24 protein-coding genes, 1 tRNA gene and 1 pseudogene are annotated in these 24,083 nt (G+C 60.0%); 11 read left to right on the top strand and 15 right to left on the bottom strand.

The features are described 5' to 3' along the window. Nucleotides 1-19 precede the first annotated feature (19 nt). Genes rfbD through rfbB form a run of 4 tightly spaced genes read right to left on the bottom strand, consistent with a single transcriptional unit; the run spans nt 20 to nt 3,394 of the window. Entirely contained in the window at nt 20-901 is an 882-nt protein-coding gene (gene rfbD / locus CFII68_RS15075; RefSeq protein ID WP_018606394.1) for a dTDP-4-dehydrorhamnose reductase, read from the bottom strand. After that, nucleotides 898-1,443 (bottom strand): dTDP-4-dehydrorhamnose 3,5-epimerase, encoded by a 546-nt coding sequence (gene rfbC, locus CFII68_RS15080; RefSeq protein ID WP_018606392.1) that lies wholly within the window; start codon nt 1,441-1,443, stop codon nt 898-900. The genes rfbD and rfbC overlap by 4 nt, the downstream gene beginning before the upstream one ends. Beyond that, complete coding sequence (gene rfbA, locus CFII68_RS15085) at nt 1,440-2,315, bottom strand: glucose-1-phosphate thymidylyltransferase RfbA (RefSeq protein WP_018606390.1); 876 nt, start codon at nt 2,313-2,315, stop codon at nt 1,440-1,442. The genes rfbC and rfbA overlap by 4 nt, the downstream gene beginning before the upstream one ends. Then, nucleotides 2,312-3,394: a dTDP-glucose 4,6-dehydratase gene (rfbB, locus tag CFII68_RS15090; RefSeq protein WP_018606388.1), complete on the bottom strand. Its 1,083-nt coding sequence runs from the start codon at nt 3,392-3,394 to the stop codon at nt 2,312-2,314. Before rfbB ends, rfbA begins: the two co-directional genes overlap by 4 nt. A 210-nt stretch (nt 3,395-3,604) precedes the next feature. On the opposite strand from rfbB, the gene CFII68_RS15095 reads away from it, so the two are divergent. The 9 genes from CFII68_RS15095 (at nt 3,605) to CFII68_RS15135 (ending at nt 13,463) form a co-directional block, all read left to right on the top strand. Then, entirely contained in the window at nt 3,605-6,517 is a 2,913-nt protein-coding gene (locus CFII68_RS15095) for an aminotransferase (protein WP_018606386.1), read from the top strand. Between the two features lie 260 nt (nt 6,518-6,777). Continuing rightward, nucleotides 6,778-7,884: an agmatine deiminase gene (gene aguA / locus CFII68_RS15100; RefSeq protein ID WP_018606384.1), complete on the top strand. Its 1,107-nt coding sequence runs from the start codon at nt 6,778-6,780 to the stop codon at nt 7,882-7,884. Nucleotides 7,885-8,126: 242 nt separating this feature from the next. Then, the gene (locus CFII68_RS15105) at nt 8,127-8,327 is read left to right on the top strand and encodes a hypothetical protein (protein ID WP_018606381.1); all 201 of its coding nucleotides are present in this window, start codon (nt 8,127-8,129) and stop codon (nt 8,325-8,327) included. A 298-nt stretch (nt 8,328-8,625) separates the two neighbouring features. Next, complete coding sequence (locus CFII68_RS15110; RefSeq protein ID WP_018606379.1) at nt 8,626-9,297, top strand: DsbA family protein; 672 nt, start codon at nt 8,626-8,628, stop codon at nt 9,295-9,297. 249 nt (nt 9,298-9,546) lie between these two features. Next, the gene (locus CFII68_RS15115) at nt 9,547-10,833 is read left to right on the top strand and encodes an OprD family porin (RefSeq protein WP_018606378.1); all 1,287 of its coding nucleotides are present in this window, start codon (nt 9,547-9,549) and stop codon (nt 10,831-10,833) included. A gap of 426 nt (nt 10,834-11,259) precedes the next feature. Beyond that, on the top strand, nt 11,260-12,006 hold the full coding sequence (locus tag CFII68_RS15120) for a 2OG-Fe dioxygenase family protein (protein WP_018606376.1): 747 nt from the start codon (nt 11,260-11,262) through the stop codon (nt 12,004-12,006). A 13-nt stretch (nt 12,007-12,019) separates the two neighbouring features. Continuing rightward, complete coding sequence (locus CFII68_RS15125) at nt 12,020-12,457, top strand: GNAT family N-acetyltransferase (RefSeq protein ID WP_018606374.1); 438 nt, start codon at nt 12,020-12,022, stop codon at nt 12,455-12,457. Beyond that, the gene (locus tag CFII68_RS15130) at nt 12,454-13,167 is read left to right on the top strand and encodes an AzlC family ABC transporter permease (protein WP_018606372.1); all 714 of its coding nucleotides are present in this window, start codon (nt 12,454-12,456) and stop codon (nt 13,165-13,167) included. Before CFII68_RS15125 ends, CFII68_RS15130 begins: the two co-directional genes overlap by 4 nt. Further along, nucleotides 13,146-13,463, top strand: coding sequence for an AzlD domain-containing protein (locus CFII68_RS15135; protein WP_018606370.1), 318 nt, complete (start codon nt 13,146-13,148; stop codon nt 13,461-13,463). Before CFII68_RS15130 ends, CFII68_RS15135 begins: the two co-directional genes overlap by 22 nt. On the opposite strand, the gene CFII68_RS15140 is transcribed toward CFII68_RS15135, so the two are convergent. Further along, nucleotides 13,380-14,306, bottom strand: a complete 927-nt coding sequence (locus CFII68_RS15140) for a LysR family transcriptional regulator (RefSeq protein ID WP_033062614.1) — start codon at nt 14,304-14,306, stop codon at nt 13,380-13,382. The genes CFII68_RS15135 and CFII68_RS15140 overlap by 84 nt on opposite strands. Nucleotides 14,307-14,701: 395 nt before the next feature. Here CFII68_RS15140 and CFII68_RS15145 point away from each other — a divergent pair, with 395 nt between their 5' ends. Further along, complete coding sequence (locus tag CFII68_RS15145; protein ID WP_003196771.1) at nt 14,702-15,112, top strand: MbcA/ParS/Xre antitoxin family protein; 411 nt, start codon at nt 14,702-14,704, stop codon at nt 15,110-15,112. After that, nucleotides 15,112-15,789 carry an RES family NAD+ phosphorylase gene (locus tag CFII68_RS15150; protein ID WP_018606363.1) on the top strand — a complete coding sequence of 226 codons (678 nt, stop codon included), beginning with the start codon at nt 15,112-15,114 and terminating at the stop codon, nt 15,787-15,789. The genes CFII68_RS15145 and CFII68_RS15150 overlap by 1 nt, the downstream gene beginning before the upstream one ends. Nucleotides 15,790-15,928: 139 nt before the next feature. On the opposite strand, the gene CFII68_RS15155 is transcribed toward CFII68_RS15150, so the two are convergent. From CFII68_RS15155 to CFII68_RS15190, 10 genes and pseudogenes are all read right to left on the bottom strand, one after another. After that, the gene (locus CFII68_RS15155) at nt 15,929-17,536 is read right to left on the bottom strand and encodes a methyl-accepting chemotaxis protein (RefSeq protein ID WP_018606362.1); all 1,608 of its coding nucleotides are present in this window, start codon (nt 17,534-17,536) and stop codon (nt 15,929-15,931) included. 348 nt (nt 17,537-17,884) lie between these two features. Then, entirely contained in the window at nt 17,885-18,793 is a 909-nt protein-coding gene (locus CFII68_RS15160) for an ImmA/IrrE family metallo-endopeptidase (protein ID WP_018606360.1), read from the bottom strand. A gap of 17 nt (nt 18,794-18,810) precedes the next feature. Beyond that, nucleotides 18,811-19,122: a hypothetical protein gene (locus tag CFII68_RS15165; protein WP_018606359.1), complete on the bottom strand. Its 312-nt coding sequence runs from the start codon at nt 19,120-19,122 to the stop codon at nt 18,811-18,813. Nucleotides 19,123-19,131: 9 nt separating this feature from the next. Beyond that, nucleotides 19,132-19,368, bottom strand: coding sequence for a colicin E3/pyocin S6 family cytotoxin (locus CFII68_RS26730; RefSeq protein ID WP_018606357.1), 237 nt, complete (start codon nt 19,366-19,368; stop codon nt 19,132-19,134). Between the two features lie 228 nt (nt 19,369-19,596). After that, nucleotides 19,597-19,672, bottom strand: a tRNA-Thr gene (locus CFII68_RS15170). A 75-nt stretch (nt 19,673-19,747) separates the two neighbouring features. Continuing rightward, nucleotides 19,748-20,398: pseudogene (locus tag CFII68_RS0125960) on the bottom strand (FkbM family methyltransferase); the annotation flags it as partial. A gap of 260 nt (nt 20,399-20,658) precedes the next feature. Next, nucleotides 20,659-21,891: a methyltransferase gene (locus tag CFII68_RS15175; protein WP_018606353.1), complete on the bottom strand. Its 1,233-nt coding sequence runs from the start codon at nt 21,889-21,891 to the stop codon at nt 20,659-20,661. Beyond that, nucleotides 21,872-22,561: an ABC transporter permease gene (locus CFII68_RS15180; RefSeq protein ID WP_018606351.1), complete on the bottom strand. Its 690-nt coding sequence runs from the start codon at nt 22,559-22,561 to the stop codon at nt 21,872-21,874. Before CFII68_RS15180 ends, CFII68_RS15175 begins: the two co-directional genes overlap by 20 nt. Then, on the bottom strand, nt 22,558-23,253 hold the full coding sequence (locus CFII68_RS15185; protein WP_018606349.1) for an ABC transporter permease: 696 nt from the start codon (nt 23,251-23,253) through the stop codon (nt 22,558-22,560). The genes CFII68_RS15180 and CFII68_RS15185 overlap by 4 nt, the downstream gene beginning before the upstream one ends. Before the next feature lie 79 nt (nt 23,254-23,332). Continuing rightward, complete coding sequence (locus CFII68_RS15190) at nt 23,333-24,082, bottom strand: ABC transporter substrate-binding protein (protein WP_018606347.1); 750 nt, start codon at nt 24,080-24,082, stop codon at nt 23,333-23,335. Nucleotide 24,083: the final 1 nt, after the last annotated feature.

The following is a 24,083-nucleotide window of genomic DNA, read 5'->3' as shown; positions in this document are numbered from 1 at the left end:
TACTATTTGTAAGGCAGTACTAGGTTTGTCCGGCGAGGCACTGCTGCAGCGCGCTTCGCCAGTCCGGTTGGCTCACCCCCCACTCCTTGAGCAGGCGCGTGCAATCCAGGCGCGAATTAAGTGGCCGCGGGGCTGGAGTCGGATAGGCGCTGGATTCAATGGGCTCCAGCAGCGCACACGCTTTGTGCCGATCGAGCAGGTTTTCGCCGATGGCCTGGGCGAAACCGAACCAGGACGTCTCACCCTGGGCCGTCAGGTGATAGGTGCCCCAGGCGCCGGGGTGGCCGGCCTGCCAGCGCTCGATCAGTTGCGCCGTACTGTCGGCAATGGTGCCGGCCCAGGTCGGTGCGCCGACCTGGTCGGCGACCACCCGCAACTGCGGTTTTTCCTGCAACAGGCGCTGCATGGTCAACAGGAAGTTGCGGCCCTCGGTGGAGTACACCCAACTGGTGCGCAGAATCAGGTGCTGGCCACCAGCCTGGCGGATGGCATTCTCGCCGGCCAGCTTGCTGCGTCCGTAGACACTCAGCGGGTTGGGCGTGTCGTCCTCGGTGTAGGGGGCGGGTTTGAGGCCATCGAAGACGTAGTCGGTGGAGTAGTGAATCAGCGGGACGCCCAGTGCAACCGCTGCCTGGGCCAGGATGCCCGGTGCCGTGGCATTGATGGCGAACGTCCGCTCCGGTTCACTTTCGGCCTGGTCGACGGCCGTGTGGGCGGCAGCGTTGATGATCAGGCCGGGCCTCAGCGCCTCGATGGGCGCTCGCAGGGCGTCCGGTTGCGCCAGGTCGAGCTGGTCGCTGCCGCGCACGATCAACTCGCCCAGGCCGCTCAGGCGCGACTGGAGCGCCCGGGAAACCTGGCCATTCTGGCCGATGATCAGGATACGCAAGGGGGCACTCATGGGAACAGGTCGGCCTCGTGCAGGGCCTTGCCGTTCTGGTCCTTGGCCGAGAGGATCGGCGCGCCTTCGAGCTCCCAGTCGATGGCCAGCTGCGGGTCGTCCCAGCGAATGCAGCGCTCGGCCGATGGCGCGTAGTAGTCGGTGGTCTTGTAGAGGAAGTCCGCTGATTCGCTCAGTACGACGAAACCGTGGGCAAACCCAGGCGGGACCCACATCTGCCGGTGGTTCTGCGCCGACAGGCGTACGCTGGCCCATTGGCCGAAGGTCGGCGAGCTGTGGCGGATGTCCACCGCGATATCCAGCACCTCCCCGGCAGTGACGCGCACGAGTTTTCCCTGGGCCTGTTCGATCTGATAGTGCAGGCCCCGCAGCACGCCCCTGGTGGAGCGTGAATGGTTGTCCTGGACGAACGGCAGGGTGCAGCCAGTCGCTTCGGCAAACGCCCGGGCATTGAAGCTTTCGTAGAAAAAACCTCGGTCGTCGCCAAAGACTTTCGGTTCGATGACCAGGACGTCTGGCAAGCGAGTGGCGATGACATTCATCGTGTTTCTCCGGCGATCTTGAACAAGTACTGGCCGTAGCCGGTCTTGCCAAAATACTGGGCGCGCTCAAGGACGTGCTCGCGGCTGACCCAACCTTGCTGGTAGGCAATTTCTTCCAGGCACGCCACTTTCAGGCCTTGGCGATGTTCGATGGTCTGCACGTATTGCGAGGCTTCCAGCAGGCTATCGTGGGTGCCGGTGTCCAGCCAGGCGAAACCACGGCCGAAGCGCTCGACGTGCAGGTCGCCGCGTTGCAGGTAGGCATTGTTGACGTCGGTGATTTCCAGTTCGCCGCGCTTGGACGGCTTGATGGCCTTGGCGATCTCGATCACGTCGTTATCGTAGAAATACAGGCCGGTTACCGCGTAGCTGGATTTGGGCGCGGTGGGTTTTTCTTCGATGGACATCGCCCGTCCTTCTGGATCGAAATCGATCACGCCAAAACGTTCAGGGTCCTTGACCCAGTAGCCGAACACTGTCGCGCCACTCTGCCGGTTGACGGCGGTCTGCAATTGTTCGCCAAAATGCTGGCCGTGGAAAATGTTGTCGCCCAGGATCAGGCACACCGAGTCGCTGCCAATGAACTGCTCGCCGATCAGGAACGCCTGGGCCAGGCCATCGGGCGTCGGCTGCTCGGCGTAGCTGAACTGCACACCAAACTGATGACCGTCGCCCAAGAGGGCGCGGTATTGCGGCAGATCCTGGGGGGTGGAAATCACCAGGATGTCTTTGATGCCGGCGAGCATCAGCACCGAGATCGGGTAATAAATCATCGGTTTGTCATAAACCGGCAAGAGTTGCTTGGAAACCCCAAGGGTGATCGGGTGCAAACGTGTGCCGGAACCGCCGGCCAGAACAATGCCCTTCATCATGCCATTGCATCCTTGTTGTCGAGCGAGCCCAGGCGCTCGCCCTGATAGCTGCCGTCCTGGACACGTTGGCACCACAGCAGGTTTTCGAGGTACCACTGCACGGTCTTGCGCAGCCCGGTCTCGAAGGTTTCCCGTGGTGTCCAGCCCAGTTCCCGTTCGATCTTGCTGGCGTCGATGGCGTAGCGCAGGTCGTGGCCGGGGCGATCCTGGACGAAGCTGATCAGGTCGGCATAATGCTCGACCCCTTCGGGCTTGCGTGGCGCCAGTTCTTCGAGCAGCGCGCAGATGCTACGCACCACGTCGATGTTTTTCTGCTCGTTGTGCCCGCCAATGTTGTAAGTCTCGCCGACCGCGCCTTCGGTGACGACCTTGAGCAGTGCACGGGCATGATCTTCGACAAACAGCCAGTCGCGCACTTGCTGGCCGTTGCCGTAGACCGGTAATGGCTTACCGGCCAGCGCGTTGAGAATCACCAGTGGAATCAGCTTCTCGGGGAAGTGAAACGGCCCGTAGTTGTTCGAGCAGTTGGTCAACAGCACGGGCAAGCCATAGGTGCGTTGCCAGGCACGGACCAGGTGGTCGGACGCCGCCTTGCTCGCCGAATACGGTGAGCTTGGGGCATAGGCGGTGGTCTCGGTGAACAGGTCATCCACACCGTGCAGGTCGCCATACACTTCGTCGGTGGAAATGTGGTGGAAGCGAAACGCGCGTTTCTGCGGCTCGGGCAGGGCCTGCCAATAGGCTCGAGTGGCTTCCAGCAGGCTGTAGGTGCCCACGATATTGGTCTGGATGAAGTCCGCCGGGCCATCAATGGAGCGGTCTACATGGGACTCGGCCGCCAGATGCATGATGGCGTCAGGCTTGAATCGCGCTAGCACCGCACTGACGGTTGGTTGATCGACGATATCGGCCTGGACGAATTCGTAGCGGCTGTCGTGATCGATGCTGCTCAGTGATTCGAGATTGCCGGCATAGGTCAGCTTATCGAGGTTCAGGACCTGGTGTCCGGTATCAAGAATCAAGTGCCGTATGAGAGCCGAGCCGATGAAACCGGCACCGCCAGTGATGAGAATGCGCATCCGGGTAAGCCTTTTTCCGTGAGACGACAGAGCCTTAGGAGCATAGCTTGTAGGCATGGCGGGGGCGGTGCAAGCGAATATCCTATGGACACCCCCTCCCCATATAGCCTCTCAGGAGAGCTGTGCATATTTTTGAACAGGGGGGGTTGCTTATCCCCCGACTCAGTGGCGTGATAGGCATCCGATCAAAACCACCTCAGGGGTCGTTGTATGCCGCTCACTACGTTGGTTCACCGTGCCAGTTTGCCAAGCCCACAGATCAGCGCCGAGCAGGCGTTGGTGCTGTTGCGCTTGAATTACGGACTCAGCGGCGACCTGCGACCCCTTGGCAGCAACCAGGACCTGAACTACCGCGTCGACAGCGAGCGCGGGCGCTTTGTGTTGAAAATTTGCCACGGCGACTACGCCGTCCAGGAGCTCCAGGCCCAACACGCTGCTCTCAAGCAGTTGGCCGGGCACGGCGCGGTGAAGGTGCCGCGGGTGATTACCGCCAGCAACGACCAGGACCTGCTGACATTGGACGTCGACGGGCAAGCGGTCCATATGCGACTGCTGGAGTACATCGACGGCCAGTCCCTCACGCAGCTCAAACACCTGCCGCCTGAGTTGGTGACCGGCCTGGGTCGCCTGTGCGCGGAAATGGACCTGGCCCTGGCGACATTCGACCACCCAGGCCTGGAGCGCACCCTGCAATGGGACGCGCGCCACGCCCCCGCCCTGATCGATCACTTGTTGCCTGTCATCGACGACGATCAGCGGCGGCAACTGATCGCCGAGGTCGCGCAACAGGCCGAGCGGCGCTTGCAGCCGCTCAAGGCCAGCCTGCCGGTGCAGGCGATCCACATGGACATCACCGATGACAACGTGGTCTGGCAGCGCGATGCCCAGCGCCAATGGCAATTGCAGGGCGTCATCGATTTCGGCGACCTGATCCGCACTTGGCGCATCACCGACTTGTCGGTGACCTGCGCCGCCCTGCTGCACCACGCCGACGGCGATCCGTTCTTTATCTTGCCGGCGATCAAGGCCTATCACGCGGTCAATCCCTTGCAACGTGAAGAACTGCTGGCGCTATGGCCACTGGTCGTGGCACGCGCCGCGGTACTGGTGCTCAGCGGTGAGCAGCAGGTTTCCATCGACCCGGACAACCAATACAGCCGCGACAACCTGGCCCATGAGTGGGAGATTTTCCGGGTCGCGCACTCGGTGCCCCTCGAACTGATGGAAGCGGCGATTCTCACCGCCGTCGGCCATAGCCTGCCGGCCATTGCCAGCGAAGGCTTTGCGCCGCTGTTGCCGACCCTGGTGGGGCGTGAATTTGCCTTGATTGACCTGGGTGTACTGAGCCCGCATTTCGAGGCCGGCAATTGGGAGCAACCGGGGATCGACCAGCGCCTGTTGAGCGAGGCCGCTGGCGTTCACGGCCTGGCGGCCAGCCGCTACGGGCAGTACCGGTTATCCCGCACCCGACCGGACAGCGCCGTCGAGCCCGATACTTATCCACTGCACGTGGAGTTGAGCGTTCCTCAGGGGACGCCGCTCGAATCCCCGTTCGCTGGGGTCGTGCACAAGACGGCCGACGGCCTGTTGCAGCTGGACAGCGCGCAGTTGAGCGTGCGGCTGTGGGGCGTGACGTCGCCGCTGCATTCCGGCGCGGCACTGGTCAAGGGGCAGGTGCTGGGCGAAGTGACGGGGCCGTTGCGGGTCCAGTTGTGTCGGGGCGCCCAGGTGGATCCACCACTGTTCTGCACACCTTCCAGGGCATTGGCCTGGCAGGCGCTTTGCCCTTCGCCGGCGGTGCTGCTGGGGCTGGCTTGTGATGCCGAGCCGGAGATCGATCCCGGCGCGCTGCTGGCCCGTCGCGATGCGAGCTTTGCCCGTTCGCAAAAGCACTACTACGTCGACCCGCCGCGTATCGAGCGCGGCTGGCGCAACCACCTGATCGACATGCAGGGCCGCTCGTACCTGGACATGCTCAATAATGTCGCGGTACTGGGCCACGGCCATCCACGCATGGCGGCGGTGGCCGCCCGGCAATGGTCGCTGCTCAATACCAACTCGCGTTTTCACTACGCGGCGATTGCCGAATTTTCCGAGCGCCTGCTGGCGCTGTCGCCCTCCAACATGGATCGGGTGTTCCTGGTCAACAGCGGCACCGAGGCCAACGACCTGGCGATCCGCCTGGCCTGGGCCTACAGCGGCGGGCGGGACATGCTCAGCGTATTGGAGGCCTATCACGGCTGGTCGGTGGCGGCCGATGCGGTCTCGACCTCCATCGCTGACAATCCCCAGGCCCTGAGCAGCCGCCCGGACTGGGTGCATCCGGTGACCGCACCGAACACCTATCGCGGCGAATTCCGTGGCCCCGACACTGCGCCGGATTACGTGCGCAGCGTCGAACACAACCTGGCGAAAATCGCCGAGAGTAAACGCCAGCTCGCCGGTTTCATCTGCGAACCGGTGTACGGCAACGCCGGTGGGATCGCGCTGCCGCCCGGTTACCTCAAACATGTCTACGCGATGGTGCGCGAGCGCGGTGGGGTCTGCATCGCCGACGAAGTACAGGTCGGTTACGGGCGCATGGGCGAGTTTTTCTGGGGTTTCGAAGAGCAAGGCGTAGTGCCGGACATCATCACCATGGCCAAGGGCATGGGCAACGGCCAGCCGCTGGGCGCGGTCATCACCCGCCGGGAAATCGCCGAGGCGCTGGAAGCCGAGGGGTATTTCTTCTCGTCGGCCGGTGGCAGCCCGGTCAGTTGCCAGATCGGCATGGCGGTGCTGGATGTCATGGAAGAAGACAATCTCTGGGAAAACGCCCGGGTAGTGGGCGGGCATTTCAAGGCGCGGCTGGAGGCCTTGATCGACCGCTATCCATTGGTCGGCGCGGTGCATGGCTCCGGGTTCTACCTGGGCGTGGAGCTGATCCGCGACCGCGACACCCTGGAGCCGGCCACTGAAGAAACCACGGCGTTGTGCAACCGCCTGCGAGCGTTGGGGATCTTCATGCAACCGACCGGCGATTACCTGAACATCCTCAAGATCAAACCGCCGATGGTCACCACGCGCCAGAGCGTGGATTTCTTCGTCGATATGCTGGTGAAGGTCTTGGACGAGGGGCTGTAATCGATCGGGAACGCCAGGCTGTAAAGCTGTGTTCCCCTGTGGGAGCGGGCTTGCTCGCGAAAGCGGTGTGTCAGTCACCGCATAGGTCGCTGACCCGACGCCTTCGCGAGCAAGCCCGCTCCCACAGATATCTCGTTATAAAATCGATTTTTGTCGGTGTTTTCAGCTATTTTTTGATTGTGTTTAGTCTTTCTGACTTTATTAGTCGATATTTATCGTTTATAAAGTTGCCACTGCCCCATCGCCCAGGAGATGACCCCATGACAACGTTGCACAGCACTCCCCGCGCGGATGGTTTCCACATGCCTGCCGAGTGGGCGACCCAGACCCAGGTCTGGATGATCTGGCCCGAGCGCCCGGACAACTGGCGCCTGGGTGGCAAGCCCGCGCAGGCCGCCCACGTAGCGGTCGCCAAGGCCATCGCCCGTTTTGAGCCGGTGACTGTGGCGGTGTCTGCGGCCCAATACGAAAATGCCCGGGCGCGTCTCGACGTGCCGAATATCCGCCTGGTGGAAATGTCCAGTGACGACGCTTGGGTCCGCGACACAGGGCCGACGTTTGTCATCAATGACAACGGTGAAGTGCGCGGTGTCGATTGGGATTTCAACGCCTGGGGCGGTTTCGACGGTGGCCTGTACACGCCGTGGAACCGTGATGCGCAAGTGGCCGGCAAGATCCTCGAGATCGAGCGCAGCCCGCGTTATTGCACCGAAGGTTTTGTGCTCGAGGGCGGTTCGATCCACGTGGACGGCGAAGGCACCCTGATCACCACCGAAGAGTGCCTGCTCAACCGCAATCGCAACCCGCACTTGAGCCGCGAAGAGATCGAGGCAGTGCTCAGCGCGCAGTTGGCGGTGGACAAGATCATCTGGCTGCCTGATGGTCTGTTCAATGACGAGACCGACGGCCATGTGGATAACTTTTGCTGCTACGTGCGGCCGGGTGAAGTCCTGCTGGCCTGGACCGACGACCCACAAGACCCTAACTACACCCGCTGCCACGCAGCGATGAACGTGCTGCAAAACAGCACTGACGCCAAGGGACGCCCGTTCACAGTGCATAAAATGCCGATTCCGGGGCCGTTGTATGCCACCGAGCAAGAGTGTGCCGGCGTGGATGCGGTGGAGGGTTCCCAGGAGCGTAACCCGTCGGTACGGCTGGCCGGTTCCTACGTGAATTTCCTGATCGTCAACGGCGGCATCATCGCGCCAAGCTTTGACGATCCGCTGGACACGCCGGCCAGGGACATCCTGCAGAACCTGTTCCCGCAGCACGAAGTGGTCATGGTACCGGGGCGCGAACTGTTACTGGGGGGTGGGAATATCCATTGCCTTACACAACAGCAACCTGCGCCGCGGGCAAAATGAGTGGCGATGTAACAGCTGGGTGATAACGACCGCGCCGGCTCTAGGCCGGCGGTTTTGGATCCATCCCGGCAAGCCCGCGGCCTGATTGGTGCGCGGGTTTTTTTGTGCCTGTTTATTGGCGTGACGGATACATTGGCATAGCTCTTGTATCTGTACTTCGGCAGTTCTGGGGAGAGAACTGAGTTGTTTTGTCATAAACCTTGGATAAATTGGCCGCTCATCAACCAGGAGAGGGCGCTGGAATGAATATGATAAGCGAGCGCACATGCCATCCCTTGGCCGTTAATGGTGAGTCGCTTCAAGCCTTGGCGCAGTGGTTGAAGTCCAACGGAACGCGTCAGATCAGAGAACCTGATCCGCGCCGGATGATCGTTGAGCGTTACCCCGTTGGCCTGTTCAGCGAGGCGGAGCTGGAAGCGTTGTGGGATGTGATGCAAGGATAGAATTCGACGGATTGATAAAAAGCGCTGGCCGGGATGGCAGCGCTTTTTTTGTGTCCGCCGGACTTGCGGGCTGATGCAACTCGTGTGGGAGCGGGCTTGCTCGCGAAAGCGGTGTGTCAGGCACCGCATATGTAGCTGACCCGACGCCTTCGCGAGCAAGCCCGCTCCCACAGGATCAGTGTTCACCATGGGTATTCGACCGATCCGCGAAACAGATTGAAAGCCATTCCAGCGTTTTTCCGCAGTGCTCCGGAGACTACCCTGCTGCCATCGAATCCTCATGGCTAGCGGAGTCCCCATGACCACTCTTCATTATATCTACGACCCGCTGTGCGGCTGGTGTTACGGCGCCAAGCCGTTGGTGCAGGCCGCCCGGACCGTTTTGCCGGTGATTGCCCATGGCGGCGGCATGATGACCGGTGCCAATCGCCAGCAGGTCTCGCCGCAGTTGCGCAATTACGTGATGCCCCACGACCGGCGCATTGCCGAGCATTCCGGGCAACCATTTGGCGAGGCCTATTTCGAAGGTCTGCTGCGCGACCACAGCGCCGTGTTCGATTCGGCGCCGCCGACCGCCGCCATCCTCGCTGCCGAACAGCTCGGCGGCCACGGCCTGGAGCTGCTCGGGCGCCTGCAAACCGCACACTACGTCGAAGGCCGGCGCATCGCTGACGAAACCGTCCTGCTGGAGCTCGCCAAAACCATCGGCCTGCCGGCCCAGGCGTTCCTGACGGCATTCAGCACGGTTGATGTGCAAGGGCATATCAAGGCCAGTCGCACCTTGCTGGCCCAGGTCGGCGGCCAGGGTTTCCCAACCTTGGCCTTGGAGCAGGATGGCCAGTTCACGCTGATCGACATCGGCCCTTGGTTCGGCAAGCCCGAGGCATTCGCCCAATGGCTGACGCAAGCCTTGCCGGTTCAGGCCTCCACGTCATCCGCGGCCTGCGGTCTTGACGGTTGTTCGCGGTGAGCAGTTCTTAGACATTTTTTGCCTAATTACAGACGTTTCACGAAATTGACACACCGTTGAGGGCGCGACTAGGATTCGCCTACGCCTGTGGCTAACAACCATGACTCTTAAATAATAAAAAGGCCCGACACGATCACTCGTGGGCGGGCCTTTTCATTATTTCCAGGAGCAAGAGTCCGAAAAAGAGCGCAAAAGCGCCATTTCGGTTGCCCGCCACAGTGCGTATCAACCCGTACAAGGAAAATAATCATGTTGAACAAGCGCATTAGTTTGATCGCACTGGGGATCTTGAGCACGACACACGCCATGGCCAACGACCAGGCGCAGTCCAAAGGGTTCGTTGAAGACAGCAGCTTGAAAGTGCTGTTGCGCAACGCTTATATCAACCGCGACTACAAAGATGGCAACGAAGACAAGGCCGAATGGGGCCAGGCGGCCATCGGTACCTTCTCGTCCGGCTTCACCCAGGGCACCGTGGGTGTCGGTGTGGATGCGTTCGGCCTGTACGCGCTGCGTCTGGACGGCGGCAAAGGCCGCAGCGGGGCGGGCGGCATCGACTTCTTCAAGCAAGGCGACAGCGGCAACGCCGCCGATGACCTGTCCAAGTTCGGGGCAGCGGTCAAGTTCCGCGTCTCCAACACCGTGCTGGCCTACGGTGACCAGATGCCGGCCCTGCCGGTGCTCAGCTATGACAACTCGCGCCTGCTGCCGGAAAGCTACACCGGCACGCTGATCACCTCCAAGGAGATCAAGGGCCTGGAACTCAATGCCGGCCGTTTCACCGCCGAATCGCGCAAGAGTGCTGAAGGCCGCGACAGCGGTGGCCTGAAGTCGATCAACGTCTTGGGCGGCAGCTATCAGTTCACCGAGCAGTTCAAGGCTTCGCTCTACGCCTCGGATGTCGAGGACGTATTGAAGAAGCAATACGTGAACGCCAACTATGTGTTCCCGCTGGCCAAGGATCAGTCCCTGACCCTGGACTTCAACGGTTATCGCACCAAGCTGGACAACAGCTACGTTCGTGAAAACAACGTCACCGGCGACGACAACAAGATCTGGAGCCTGGCTGCCACCTTCGCCACAGGGCCGCACAGTTTCACGCTTGCCCACCAGCGCAGCACTGGTGACAGCAACCTGGGTTATGCCTACGGTGGCTATCAGCGCGAGCAGAATCGTGTGGGTGATGGCGGTAACACGATCTACCTGGCCAACTCCTACTGGTCCGACTTCAACGCTGAAGACGAACGCAGCTGGCAGTTGGGCTATGGCCTGGACTTCACCACGTTCGGCGTACCGGGCCTGACCTATAACGTCGCTTATGTGCGTGGCGATAACATCACCACGTCCACCAGCGAAGGCGGTACCGAGCGCGAGATCTTCAACCAGTTCAAGTACGTGGTCCAGAGCGGCCCGGCCAAGGACTTGAGCGTAAGGTTGCGCAGTTCCGTGCTGCGGGTGTCGCAGAAGTCCAGCGAGTACAACGTCAGCGGCAATGAGCTGCGGGTGTTCGTGGATTACCCGATCAACGTCTTCTGATGCCTGAACAGGTTACAAGCGTATAAAACCGTGGCGAGGGAGCTTGCTCCCGCTGGCCGTAGGAGCTGCCGAAGGCTGCGATCTTTTGATCTTTTGATCTTTCGCTTGAGACTCAAGCGTCTGGGGAAAGATCGCAGCCTCGTTGCACTCGACAGCTCCTACGAGCCCAGCGAGGGCAAGCTCCCTTGCCACAACTGATTCGTGCCTGCCTGAAGTGAATAGCGTTGCGACCTCAAACTCGGGTCTTTTTGGCTTTTAGTGCAATAAATACCGCTGTAACCGCCTGTTTCCCCGAGAAAAAGTCGTACTAATGCATCTTTGCCCGCCGTTTCAAGCATCGCTTGAAATGCCTCAAATACTTTCTCATGGACGTAAATCCTGCACCTACTAGATTAGGCCGCTCAACGCAGCGGAGACCTATGAAAAATGATCGTTCTGAACAGGGAAGTGGGCGAAGCGCTAAGACGTGACAAATACGTCAACGTTCGCGGTGGGGACTTCAACCTCTACGGTCATTTCGGCGATTTTGTCCGGCTGACCAAAAGCTGGGAAAACATGGAGCCCGACAGCTACTACGGCCAGGCCGAGTCAGGCATGCGTTTTCGCCGCTACAGCGACTTCGAATACAACCCTACGACCCGTGAGCTTGCGCAGCTCGAACACCGGGCCTACGTTCAGTCCAAGGCCAACAACAGCTATGTCGGCGGACTGGAGCGGCACTTCGAGGACTTTTCCAACGAAGTGATCAATTCGCCGGTGATGCGCAGCCTGATCGACACGGACTTCGAGGTTTACAAGAACGTTCTGCCGCAGGAATTGCACGATGAAATCTGGCAGTGCCAGATCCATCAGATCCGCATCGAGATCAAGCCGGGCAAACAACTGGAAATCACCCCCGAAGGGATTCACTGCGACGGCTATCCGTTCAGCGGCGTGCACTTCTGGGGCCGTCAGAATGTGGCAGGTGCGGAAAGTCGCTTGTACACCGCCCAGGAAGAGCAGCTGGCGGCGACGACCTACGAGGACATCCTCGACACGACGTTTTTCCTGGATCGCGACATGCGCCATTACGTGACCCCGGCGCGCAACACCCATAGCCATGACATGGCGTACCGGCAGATCCTGGCCATTTCCTTCTCGCGGCCCGGGACCGCTTTCGACATTGTTCGCTGAACGGCTCGAACCCATGGACGACCCGGCGCAGCAGGTCCTGTTGCGCCGGACCATGATCCGGGACGCCGAGCGACTGGAGCGGTTCTTTCGCGGTTTCGACGAAGTGTCGTTCTGCGAATGGCAGGACGCCCGATTCTTGCGCGGTGTGTTGTTGCAGGAAACCACCACCGCGTACCTGGCCATCGATGCGAGCGGTGAAGTCGTGGGCGCGGTGATCGGCGGCATGCTCGGTACCCGTGGCACGATCAATCACTTGGCGGTCAGCCCGCAGCATCGCACCAAAGGCCTGGGCCAGCGCCTGGTGGAAGCCGCATCGGCTGACATGAAGCGGGTCGGAGTGCTGCGCATGTTCCTTTTCGTCGATGATGCTAATCTGGCCGGCAAGCGTTTCTGGGCCGCCCAGGGGTTCTGTGAGCCCCGGGGTGAAATCACCTTCGAGAGGGATTTATGAACAAGACTTCCAGCCAACCGCTGGCGGTCGAACCACAAGCCTCGCGTACCTTTGCTGAAGCCAGTCCGGTGGTAGCGGGTTATTTCACGGTTTCGTTTGTGTTCGGTCTGATGGCGGTCAACGCCGGGCTGCCCCTGTGGCTGCCGGTGGCGATGTGCCTGTTCGTTTATGCGGGCGCTGCGCAATTCGCCGCGCTGGCGTTGATTTCCAGCGGCGCGTCGCTGACCACCATCGTGCTCACCACGTTCCTGATCAATGCCCGGCACATGCTGATGTCGGTCTACATGGCCAAAGCCCTGCGTGCGCTGGGGCTCAGCCGTTTCGAGCGCTGGTGCTACGCGGCGGGGCTGACGGACGAGTCGTTCGCGTTCCACAGCGTCAAGCTCGGCAGCGGGGCACCGGTGAGCGTGCGCTACCTGATCGGCTTCAACCTGTTCTGCCACACATCCTGGGTGCTCGGTGGCTTGCTCGGCGCCGTGTGCGCGCAATACGCGGCGCACCTCATCAAATACCAGCTCGACTATGCCCTGACCGCGATGATGCTCTATGTGCTGGTTTCGTTGTGCAACACCCGCAACAAACTGATCGCGGCCCTGGCGGCTGTCGTCTGCATGGGCGGGCTGAGCCTGCTGGGCAGCTCGCCATTCAATGTCTTCATTGCCACGTTCGTTGGCTGCGGGGTGGGCGTATGCCTGACCAAACGTTCCTGATCCTGGTCGTGGCCCTGATGATGGCCGTGACCTTCCTGCCGCGCGCCCTGCCGTTGCAGATCAATACCGAACACTGGCCGCCCTTCGTCGCCCGTGCCTTGGAATACCTGCCAGTGGCGATCGTCGCTGCCATCAGCCTGACCCCCTTGCTGATCAAGGACCAGCAGATACAACTTGATCGCCCTGAATTCTATGCCGCGATACCGACGCTGTTATGTGCGTATTTCAGCCGCAACCTGTTTCTCAGTGTGGCGGTGGGCACGGCGGCGTACATCGCGCTCGGTTCGTTCCTGTAGCGTCAGGTCCACTACATCGTGCAGCGCCTGGCCGGACAGCTCCGAATTGTTCACCGCCAGGCGGACCTCAAGGAAGTCTTCGAAGTCCGGGAAAATCGCCAGGCCGTTGCGCAACGCCGCCTCCCGGGATACCAGCCCCAGGCCATCGAGTTGCGTGATCAACGACAACGTCAGCGTTTCACTGCAGGAATACACCATTCGCTGGCTCGACCCATATTCGCCCAGGCCTGCATCGAGAAAACGCAGGAAACTCTGGGAATACGGACATTCTTCTGCCGGACGCACCTGAAACTTGTCACCGAGCAAGCCAAGGGAATCGTCTGCGTCGCCACAATGGGCGCCGACCACCCGCACCTGTACATCCGGCATGGTGATGCTGGTAAAACCGCCCTGCGGCTGCCCGATCAGGATCGCCAGGTCAAAATCTTCGTTCCTGAGCTTGCTCAGGTTCTCCATCGACTCGGCGTAGCTGAATTCCAGCTGATACTGGGGGAACACGGCGATCAAACGGTCGATCATCCGCCGGTTGAACTCCGCCGGCAGGGTGGTATTGAGTGCCACTCTGAGGGTGCGCTGTCGCGGCGTCTTGAGCGCCGCGACTTTCTCCTCCAACTGCCGGGTGGCAACCAACACCTGATCCATGAAGGGGGTCAGTTCCGAGCCTTGGCTCGTCAACGTCAGGCCCTTGTTCGAGCGTCGGAACAACCGGAAACCGAACTGTTCCTCAACCTTGTTCAACTGCGCCGCCAACGCCTGCACCGTGAGGCACGAATGCTCGGCCGCTGCCGACAACGAGCCGGTCTGCACGATACGCATGAGGTTGCGTAGGGTTCTGCTATCCATGAGGTAATGCCCTCTGCTTAAGTGGGCTCGCTATTGTTGTGCACCTGGTCCGGGCCAGGCAGTGCATGCGGGCTATCATCATGCACCTTGCCACGATTGTCGCGATTTTGTGCCGAAAAACGCTCGGAGGCGATGGTTGGAGCTTATGCGGAATTTGGGGATTTTGCCCAGTCGGTGCTGGTCGGGATCAGTTAGCAGGGTCATAGGTGGACTGTCTTGCGACAAATCCTGCGTGAGTCTTACGCCCGCCCCTGGTTACGTTTGTTGACTTGGGAAGTCATGCCGAATTGTTCAAATAGGGGATCTGTGGAGTCCACTTGCGAATAAAAACTTAAAAATAATCCATATCTGTACTATCCTCTAAGCACCACCCCGCGACAAAGGAGCCCAAACCCATGGCGACTTCCTCCATCACGCTCAACGCACAGCAACAATTGGACTCCCCGGACGCGGGTCGAGTCGCGTTGAAGTTTTTCTTCAACCTCATGGCGCTCTGGGGCTGCAGCGTCGAACAGCAGCGCACATTGCTGGGCAAGGTGGGAAACACGACCTTCTACAAATACAAACAGTTGCCGGAAAACGTGAAGTTGCCTCGCGATACGCTGGAGCGCATTTCCTACCTCATGGGTATCCACAAGGCGCTGAGCATTATCTTCAGCAATAGCCGGGACCGTGCTTATCAATGGGTCAGCAGTCCGAACACCGCGGCACCGTTCAACGGCCAGTCGGCGCTGTCCTACATGCTGACCGGACGAGTGGTGGACATCGCCGATGTGCGGCGATACCTCGACGGAGTGCGCGGTTAATGGTGCCACCACTGGCGGACCCGCAATGGAAACGGGCCTATCGGATCGTCAACAGCAGCTTCCCGCCGATTTCGCTGTTTGAAGACGTACTCGACCCCGAAGACCTGCCCACGGCCTACGCCCTGGAAGCGTTGACCAACGATCGGCTGATGGAACAAGCCGGCGTGCTGTCCCGGGTCCGCCCCGAGGACCGCATTTCCGGGCCCGGCTCCTCGCCGGTGATGGCGGCGTTTACCCACATCGGCAAAAGCAGCCGCTTCAGCGACGGCACCTTCGGTGTCTACTACGCGGCCAGCAGTCAGGAAGCTGCCATCGCCGAGACCTGCTACCACCAGGCGCGATTCCTTGGCGCGACCAACGAGCCGGACCTGGAATTGACCATGCGCACCTACGTCAACAAGGTCGTCAAACCCCTGCACGACATCCGCCACGACCACCCCCACCTCCACAACCCGGACCCCACCGCCTACGGCCCGTCCCAAGTGTTTGCCCGGCAGCTGCGTGAAACCTTGTCGTGGGGGCTGCTGTACAACAGCGTCCGCCTGCCCGGCCACGAATGCGTGGCCGCGTTTCGCCCGCCGGCGGTTTCGATTCCGACGCAGGGCAAGCACATTCGGTATGTCTGGAGTGCCCAGAAGCGGGAGATTTCGTTTGTGTTTGAGGTGACTCAGGTGTGAATCAGGCTTTTAGGGTGTTTTATGGCTGGGCAATAATTATTGCCCAGCCATAATTTTCAATAATTCGTGAGTATTGAAAGTAGAGGCTGCTGTGCAGCCCAGCGGGAGCAAGCGCCCTCGCCACAAAAGCGCCGATTGATCAAATCTTGAACTGCTGCACCGAAGCCTGCATCGACCCCGCCGCATTGTTTAATTGATCCGCCGTTTGCGTCAGGGTGTGAATCGAGCGGGTGTTCTCACGGGACTGTTCGGCAATCGACTCCACCCGCTGGGCCATCTCATCACTGGCCTTGGATTGCTCGGCAATGGTCTGGGAAATTTCCTCCACCACTTCGGCCGCATGCCGGGCACCGGTGCGGATTTCGCTGATGGACACCCCGGCCTGCTGGGCCAGGTCGACGCCTTCGTCCACGCGGCTGACGCAAGCCTGCATGTTCGCCACCGCGTCCCGTGCGCTGGATTGGATGCGCTCGATCATCGCGGTGATTTCCTGAGTGGACTGGGTGGTGCGCGCCGCCAGGTTGCGCACCTCATCGGCCACCACCGCAAAACCACGCCCCGCCTCACCGGCACGGGCGGCTTCGATGGCGGCGTTGAGCGCCAGCAAGTTGGTCTGCTCGGCGATGCTCTTGATCACCTGGATGATGGAATGAATGTCCTCGGACGACGCGTCCAGCGCCGTGATCTTGCTGGACGACTGGTTGACCACCTCGGCGATCCGGTTCATGCCTTCCACCACGCCGAGAATCACCTGGCCACCGCTGCTCGCCAAATGCTCGGACTGTGCCGAAATCGTCCGGGCGCTGTCGGCGTGCTGATGGATCTGGCTGATATTCGCCATCATCTGCTCCATGCTCGCTGCCATGCTGGTCGCGCTCTGGGCCTGCTGGTCGGCGCTGGACACAATCTGCCGCGCCGTATCGCCCAAATCCCGGGACGTGCCGTGCAACTCATCGCTCTGGCCGCGGATCGTAGCGATCATCTGCCGCAGATTGGTCTGCATCTGCTCGATCACACCTTGCAACTGACCCAGCTCATCCTTGCTCTGGGCCCCCATCGAGCGCTGCAGATCCCCTTGGGAAATCGCCTGGGTATTGAGGATGATCTTGTTCAGCGGCGTAAGCACCGCCTTGAGCAGGCTCCACGACAACAGCGCCAGCGCCACGCAGGTGGCCAGCAACGTCACGATCAGCCAGCGCTCCGAGGTGTGAATGCTTCGGTCCTGATGCTCGCGCGATGACTGCGCCTGGTTCTCGATCAGTTCGCTCACCGCCTCGTTGCGCTCCTCCAACGCCGAGAACGCCCCGTCGAACTCCGCCCGCAACGCCAGGCCATCCTGGGCGCCGTTCAGGGCCTTGCCGATGACTTGCTTGGCTTTATCGATGTAGGTTTCGACCTGTGGCTTGAGCTCGACAATCGCCTTGGCGACATCCCCCGGCAACTTCGCCTCGGCGTTTTCGGCGATGACCTTGCGCATCCGCTGCGTATGTTCATCGAATGCCTCCAGCACCTCCTTCGCCCCCTGGGCATCCCCCGGCTTCACCAGCAGAGCGGCGAGCACATCGGCACGAATGGCGTCGTGCATCATGTCCGCCTCCATGTGCTTGCGCATGGCCGAAATACTGGTCTCGTTCTGCACCAGGGCCTCGGTCATGGAGTGATAACCCCACAACCCGATACCGCCGAGCAACAGCGCAAAAGAAAGACTGACCAACCCCGAGCCTATGACCTTGGTGCGGATCTTCATTGCTTACTGCTCCTTGGAGCGGGGGGAATTCTGGGAAAGTGTAGTCGAGCGCCAACCGAGCCTTGGGACAGGCCAAGCTCTTATCTGAGGCTATCGGCGGGGGAGTTGATTAGATGAATACGCCGCAAATTGTTTGGGCCAGGGACAGGGTGAACCTGTGGCGAGGGAGCTTGCTCCCGCTGGGCGTGAAGCAGTCCTTCTTTAACTGCCCCAGCAGACTAAAGCCGCCGGACGCTAATCGCACTTTGGGAGAACCATCACCGTGTGGCGTAGCCTTAAAGGTTCTGCTACCTGGGTTGCTGTCAACGACAGCGCTTTGCCAGATCTTTTCTACGCCTGTCTGATCACTCAACCCCGCAGTTTCAGTTCCCTCACCCGTTTGATCACAAACTGTTCAAACAGAGGGTGCTCAGTCACCACATCGAACATCTCATATCTTGTGAATGCTCGAATGACGGCTCCGCAGATTTCTGCCTCGTCGAGCGCTTTGTTTTTTCCGTAAGCAGCAGCAAGAATGCCGTTCATGTTCTGCAAATATCCCTGAGTGCCAGTGTCATGCAGGATTTGGTTGAAGACTTCCCGCCACGGCCTTTTGTCGATTTCCCGTATGTCGCGGCCGATGAAAGTCCAGCTCATGTAAAACTGGCCGTCTATTTCAAAGCTTTCGAAACGACAGTCTGTCTGAAAGGTTTCGCTGCTGACTTCGGCGTTTCGTTCTGGAGGATACGGCGCCGTTTGGGATCTTCGCCTGCTGAGAACTCTGGAAGTGCTGTCCACTTGCACGCAAATCACAGGCTGCGGGAGCGGGCGTAATATTTTATTGAATGTTGCTTCTTTGGATGCCCCGGCCTGGGTAAGGACCGAGCGGAAATATTGCTCCACACTGGATGCGGCTTTGAATGCCTCACGCAACCAGTCAGATGGCATCAACAGCTCTGCCGCGAAGCGATTGGCTTCGGTCTCCATTTGGCTGTAGGCAGCATCAACTTCCCGGTTCTCCAGATGAGAGACAATTGTGCCTGTGTGCCATGGGATAACTACGTGCCCGATTTCATGGGCCAGTGTAAATTTTCGACGGGTAGCAGGTGCGCTTGAGTTGATCAGGATGCGAGGCTTGGTAGCAGCACCAATACCAATAGTGATTCCGTCCACGCCGAACGGTAGTTCAAGGTATTCAAGCTCTCCATAGGCAGAGGCTAGCTGTTCCAGATCGTAAGGTGGTGTCAGCTTGCGGATAGCCAGGACGCGACTGGCCATTTTTTCTTCTGGGGTCACTAGATCTTGCCCACGCTGCGTAGCCAGGCTTCGACTTTGGTCGCTTCAGCGACCGATCGTGCGCGTGCAGCAATCGCAAATTTGTCTTGATCGAGTTGGTCCTTAAGAGAAGTGCCGTACTTGTGGGCAGTCAATACAAAGGGTAAGACAGACGGGGTGGTTGACCACAGTTGGTACTCTTCCCACTTCATGCCCAGGTATTCATGCAGTTGCATGTCGGCACCTTGACGGCCCTCGTGCCAGTCCTCGACGAATCGATCGATCTCTTCTTCCAGCACATCGCCTTTAAGGCAAAGCTCTACAAAATTCATATGAACCTCTCAGTTCGGTTTGATCCTTCGTCCGCGGACGGCAGGTTTCAAAGCAAGCCCGGTTTCAGGGCAGACCGAACCCAGGTGAAAGCCACGTCGGTCGAAGACTTCAAACTCGCCGTGAAGCGAATCCCATGAGTAGTATCGTTGCTCTACGGCATCAAAGTAATACTTACGGCCACCCTCTACATACGCGACTCTGAAACCGCTGACAATAGAAGGATCAGGCCTCGGTTTACCGCCCATCCAAGGTTCCCTTAATCCTGAAAACTGGTCTTGGCATATTCGCCAAGGATGGGCGGGACTATACCGTAGCTGGATTGGCATGGGCGGCAGGCTGGAGCCCGGATTCGTTTCAAGAAATCGCAAACTGCATGTGAGGGAGCCAGGGGATCTCCAAAACGAAAAAACCCGCCAGAAGGCGGGTTTTTCGGGGGTTCCAGAGATTTTGAAAGCCTTCTCTGGAACCTTGTATGGTGCCGGCACCAGGAGTCGAACCCGGGACCTACTGATTACAAGTCAGTTGCTCTACCAACTGAGCTATACCGGCGTGTGGGCGACGATTATAGCGATTGGGTGCGTTCTGTAAACCCCTGAATTCTGACTATTTTTGCGCAGGTCCGGCTCAGGCGCGGTGCAGCAGGTTGCGCAGTTTATTCAGGGCTCGCCAGATGTGGCTATTTTGCATGGCGTGGAGTTCGGCTTAGGCCTGTTCAGGCCGTTGCTGGGCGGCGCTGAGTTGGCGGTCGGTTTCGTCGACGGGGTGGCTGAATTTGTGGCCTTTGCAGAGTTGGAAGCCGTCGAGGTTGCACGGGGGGATGTCGAAGGCGGGTTTGAGGGCCAGGTGTTCTTCGGCGAGGTAGTAGGTGTTGATGCCGTCGAACAGGATGGCTTGGTAGCCGGCACCGGTCACCAGGGTTTCCCAGGTTTGGTCGCGGGCCCATAGAGTTTCGATGAGGATGATCCAGGGGCGCCAGCGGCTGAAGTCCATGCCGCGCAGGACGATCTCTTCGTGGCGTTCGACGTCGACTTTCAGGAAGTGGATGGGGCGGTCTTGGGCGCATTGTTCGCCGATGGCGGCCAGGGTGCGGACCGTCTGGGTGCGCACGGTCCATGCCGGCATCACGATGCTGTTGGGCGACGCTAGTTTCTAGCATGGACTGGCCCGTGTCGACGATGGTGTAGAAGCTCAGGCTGTCGGCGTTTTCACCGGCCACGCATTGCAGGTTGATGTCGTCGGGGCGTTGCACAGTGCGTCGTAGTAGGCCTGCACCGGTGACGCGATTACTGGCGCGGAGCAGCACTGAATTCGGCGGTTATGTCGTTTTGCTTAGACGCTTATGCACAACGGGCAGGATGAGGCGCTGGGCATCTTGCGATTTTGTGACCGCTTTCGCGTTTCGTCGCAAATGCCTGTTTTCATGGTTTTTTATCCATATGAACAAAAAATGACCAATGCTGATTCGGTCAGGAAATCACGGATTTCTTGGATCCAGGTTTATTTCATCAACAGAGTTATCCACAGGCTGTTTCGTCTCAGTAACGCTCTGCCAACAACAACAGATTGCGCGGCGTCAGCGGGGTTTCGCAGAAGGTGCCAAGGCGAACGTCATAGCCCTTTTGCGTGAGGAAAAGTGCTCGGTCCAGCACCAGCCAAAGCTCCAGTGGCCGTCGGAAAAGGCCTCGCAGCAACTCCAGGTTACGCACCTCGGCCAGGCGCTTATGGCCCGCTGCTTCCAGGGCGAGCCAATCCGGCGTGCCGACTGTGGATAAGTCTTTCAGAGCCGCCAGATCGGTGCAGTACTGGGCGAAGGATTTTTCCAGCCAGGCGCTGGGCAATGAGGGAGTGGGCAGGTAATCGTCGCACCCTCTGATTTGCCGTTGCAGCAGGTCGAAACCCAGGCGCCAGGCCATGGATTGGTCCCGTTGTCTTCTTACGCGCGCGCCAGCGGTGATGGTTTCGGTCTGCGGCAGGCCGAGATCGTCGAGTGATAGCTGTAGGGCTGAGCCTTTGGCCGCATCGGACAACGCTTGATAACGCTCGCTGCTGATGCGGTTGTAACAGCATGGCGCGATAGCCAGTTGTGCACAGCCAGCTGCGCTGGCCAGGTGCATCAGGCGCACGTGCAGGTCGCCGCAGGCGTGCAGGGCCACGGGGGTGTGTCCTGGATGCAGCGCCAGGGCCGCGTCTGCCGCTAGTACGTCTTGTTGCAGGTGCGTGGCGGGCAGGTGATGGCGCTGGCTCAGTTGTTGGCCGCTGGCGACCAGTGCGGGGTCGTACTCCAGGCAGGTCAGTTGTTGCTCACCGTGCAGCAGGCGTCGACCGAGGTGGCCTTTGCCGGCGCACCAATCGAGCCAGTGAGTCGGCTGGGTGGTGAAGTGCAGGCGACTGGCGAAGGCTTCGATCTGCTGCCATTTGCGCCCGGGCACATCGACGTTGAGGCGATGGCGTGGCGCTTCGAGCGTGCTGGCGGGCAATGCTGCGACAGCGCTCAATGCGCGAGAGGTAGCGGCCAATTCCGGGAATGGCGCTGGTGCGTCTTCCATCAACCACGGCTGGTGATGATCGTTTTCCGCCGCTTCCAGTGAACGCCGGCGTAACCATTGGGCCAATTCCGGGTGAGACGTTTCCCAAGGCAACTGCAGATGGGTGAACGGACGCGGTTTCCACAGTGCCTGTTGCGCTGTAAGAAAAACGTCCAACGCCGTGAAGCGGGCGAGCAGTGCCTCGCCCGTCAGGACGTCGCTGTCAGCGTCCTTGGCAGGCATCGACGCGCAACCAGCGTTCCAGTTGCTTGAAACCTTGTACCAGGACGAAGGACATCAGCAGGTAGAACATGCCGGCCGCGAAGAAAATCTCCACCGGCATATAGGTCCGGGCAATGATGGTGCGGGCCATGCCGGTGAGTTCCAGCAAGGTCACGGTACTCGCCAGGGCGCTGGCCTTGAGCATCAGGATCACTTCGTTGCTGTAGGCCGGCAGGCCGATGCGCGCGGCGCGGGGCAGCATGATGTAGAACAGCGCCTTGGGCCGCGACATGCCCAGGGCCCGCGCGGCTTCGATCTCGCCCTTTGGGATGGCCTGGATCGCGCCGCGCAAGATCTCGGCGATGTAGGCGGCGGTGTGCAGGGTCATGGTGGCCGTGGCGCACCAGAACGGATCCCGCAGGTACGGCCACAGCGCGCTGCTGCGCACGGCATCGAATTGCGCCAGGCCGTAGTAGACCAAGAACAGCTGGACCAGCAGCGGCGTGCCACGGAAAAAGAAGATGTAGGCGTAGGGCAATGCCCGCACCTGCCACAGGCGCGAAGAGCGGGCGATACCCAGCGGAATCGCCAGCAGCAGCCCGGCGATCACGGCGATGGCCACCAGCTCCAGGGTCAGTGTGGCGCCTTGGGCCAGCTTCGGCAGCCACTTGATGATGACGTCCCAGTTCATTGGGTGCTCCTGGTAAATCCACGGGCGGCGCGTCGTTCCAGCAAGTGCATGCCGATCATGGCGAGCACCGTCAGCCCCAGGTACATGAAGGCTGCGACCATATAGAAGGTGAACGGTTGCTTGGACACGGTCACGCCGATTTGCGCATGGCGCATGATTTCTTCCAGGCCGATCACCGAGACCAGCGCGGTGTCCTTCATCAGGATCATGAACAGATTGCCCAGGCCGGGCAGGGCGATGCGCCACATCTGCGGCATGATCAATCGGGTGAAGATCCGCCATTTCGACAGGCCCAGGGCGACGCCGGCCTCGCGATGGCCCTTGGGAATCGCCAGGATCGCGCCGCGAAACACTTCCGTGGCGTAGGCGCCAAAGCACAGGCCCAAGGCAATGACCCCGGCGGCGAAGGCGTTGAGGGCAAGGTCGGGGTTGCCGAAGTATTCACCCAAGGCGCGCATCAGGTTGACGGTGCCGAAATAGATCAATAGCACCCAGAGCAATTCCGGGATGCCGCGAACCAGTGTCGAATAGGTGCCGCCCAGCCATTGCAGCGACTTGTATGGCGAGGTCTTGGCCAGGGCACCGAGCAGGCCGAGTACCAGCCCCAGGCCTAAGGCAGAAAGGGCCAACTTGACGGTCATCAGCGCGCCGGCGGCGAGCGCTGGGCCGAATCCGTAGAGATCGATCATCATGGGTGTGTGTTCATATCGCGGCAGGCTTTGCTAAGGGTGGGCGCCGCGCAATAGCGGGCGCCAGCCAGGCACGTCAGGATCAATAGATGCTGAACGGGAAGTACTTGTCGTTGATTTTTTTATAGGTGCCGTCGGCAACAATTTCTTTCAGCGCTGCGTTCAGTCGGTCACGCAGTGGATCGGCCTTGCGCACGGCGATGGCGATCTTGTCGCCCTCTACCACCGGGTCACCTTTGAATTCGTAAGCACGGCCAGCGTCGGTTTTCAGCCAGTCGTAATTCACGTATTTGTCCGCCAGGATTGCGTCAACGCGGCCGGAGATGAGGTCCAGGTAGGCGTTTTCCTGAGTGTCGTAGAGTTTCAGTTCGACGCCTTCCATGTTGTCTTCCATCCAGGTGCCGGCGAGCGTGGAGCGTTGTGCACCGATGACCTTGCCCTGGAGAGACGCTTTATCGATTTTGAAATCGACGTTTTTCGGTGCGATGAATTGCAGTTTGTTGGAGTAGTACGGGTCGGTGAAGTCTACGGCTTGTTTGCGTTCTTCGTTGATCGACAGCGAAGAAATCAGGAAGTCGAACTTCTTGGCCATCAGGGCGGGAATGATGCCGTCCCAGTCGGAAGTGACCACTTCGCACTCGACTTTCATCTTGGCGCACAGGGCGTCGCCGATGTCTTTATCGAACCCCACGACCTGGCCGCTGGCGTCCTTGTTGTTGAACGGCGGATAGGCCGCTTCGATGCCCATCTTCAGCTTTTCCGCCGCCATGGCATTGGCCGAAAAGACCAGGCCGGCAACTGCGGCCAGGAGGAATTTCTTGTAGGTCTGCATC

It is taken from the genome of Pseudomonas sp. CFII68, from assembly GCF_000416195.1.
Taxonomy (GTDB): domain Bacteria; phylum Pseudomonadota; class Gammaproteobacteria; order Pseudomonadales; family Pseudomonadaceae; genus Aquipseudomonas; species Aquipseudomonas kilonensis.
Note: the sequence above shows the minus strand (reverse complement) of the source record. Positions and strands in the feature narration are given on the sequence as shown.

Coding starts and splice junctions, on each gene's coding strand:
- CFII68_RS15115 (WP_018606378.1), top strand. CDS start 9,547: ATGTTGAACAAGCGCATTAGTTTGATCGCACTGGGGATCTTGAGCACG.
- CFII68_RS15155 (WP_018606362.1), bottom strand. CDS start 17,536: ATGAAGATCCGCACCAAGGTCATAGGCTCGGGGTTGGTCAGTCTTTCT.
- CFII68_RS15095 (WP_018606386.1), top strand. CDS start 3,605: ATGCCGCTCACTACGTTGGTTCACCGTGCCAGTTTGCCAAGCCCACAG.
- CFII68_RS15140 (WP_033062614.1), bottom strand. CDS start 14,306: ATGGATAGCAGAACCCTACGCAACCTCATGCGTATCGTGCAGACCGGC.
- CFII68_RS15120 (WP_018606376.1), top strand. CDS start 11,260: ATGATCGTTCTGAACAGGGAAGTGGGCGAAGCGCTAAGACGTGACAAA.
- rfbA (WP_018606390.1), bottom strand. CDS start 2,315: ATGATGAAGGGCATTGTTCTGGCCGGCGGTTCCGGCACACGTTTGCAC.
- rfbD (WP_018606394.1), bottom strand. CDS start 901: ATGAGTGCCCCCTTGCGTATCCTGATCATCGGCCAGAATGGCCAGGTT.
- CFII68_RS15145 (WP_003196771.1), top strand. CDS start 14,702: ATGGCGACTTCCTCCATCACGCTCAACGCACAGCAACAATTGGACTCC.
- CFII68_RS15150 (WP_018606363.1), top strand. CDS start 15,112: ATGGTGCCACCACTGGCGGACCCGCAATGGAAACGGGCCTATCGGATC.
- CFII68_RS15165 (WP_018606359.1), bottom strand. CDS start 19,122: ATGAATTTTGTAGAGCTTTGCCTTAAAGGCGATGTGCTGGAAGAAGAG.
- CFII68_RS26730 (WP_018606357.1), bottom strand. CDS start 19,368: ATGGGCGGTAAACCGAGGCCTGATCCTTCTATTGTCAGCGGTTTCAGA.
- CFII68_RS15160 (WP_018606360.1), bottom strand. CDS start 18,793: ATGGCCAGTCGCGTCCTGGCTATCCGCAAGCTGACACCACCTTACGAT.
- CFII68_RS15110 (WP_018606379.1), top strand. CDS start 8,626: ATGACCACTCTTCATTATATCTACGACCCGCTGTGCGGCTGGTGTTAC.
- CFII68_RS15125 (WP_018606374.1), top strand. CDS start 12,020: ATGGACGACCCGGCGCAGCAGGTCCTGTTGCGCCGGACCATGATCCGG.
- aguA (WP_018606384.1), top strand. CDS start 6,778: ATGACAACGTTGCACAGCACTCCCCGCGCGGATGGTTTCCACATGCCT.
- CFII68_RS15185 (WP_018606349.1), bottom strand. CDS start 23,253: ATGATGATCGATCTCTACGGATTCGGCCCAGCGCTCGCCGCCGGCGCG.
- CFII68_RS15105 (WP_018606381.1), top strand. CDS start 8,127: ATGAATATGATAAGCGAGCGCACATGCCATCCCTTGGCCGTTAATGGT.
- CFII68_RS15135 (WP_018606370.1), top strand. CDS start 13,146: ATGCCTGACCAAACGTTCCTGATCCTGGTCGTGGCCCTGATGATGGCC.
- rfbB (WP_018606388.1), bottom strand. CDS start 3,394: ATGCGCATTCTCATCACTGGCGGTGCCGGTTTCATCGGCTCGGCTCTC.
- CFII68_RS15130 (WP_018606372.1), top strand. CDS start 12,454: ATGAACAAGACTTCCAGCCAACCGCTGGCGGTCGAACCACAAGCCTCG.
- CFII68_RS15190 (WP_018606347.1), bottom strand. CDS start 24,082: ATGCAGACCTACAAGAAATTCCTCCTGGCCGCAGTTGCCGGCCTGGTC.
- rfbC (WP_018606392.1), bottom strand. CDS start 1,443: ATGAATGTCATCGCCACTCGCTTGCCAGACGTCCTGGTCATCGAACCG.
- CFII68_RS15175 (WP_018606353.1), bottom strand. CDS start 21,891: ATGCCTGCCAAGGACGCTGACAGCGACGTCCTGACGGGCGAGGCACTG.
- CFII68_RS15180 (WP_018606351.1), bottom strand. CDS start 22,561: ATGAACTGGGACGTCATCATCAAGTGGCTGCCGAAGCTGGCCCAAGGC.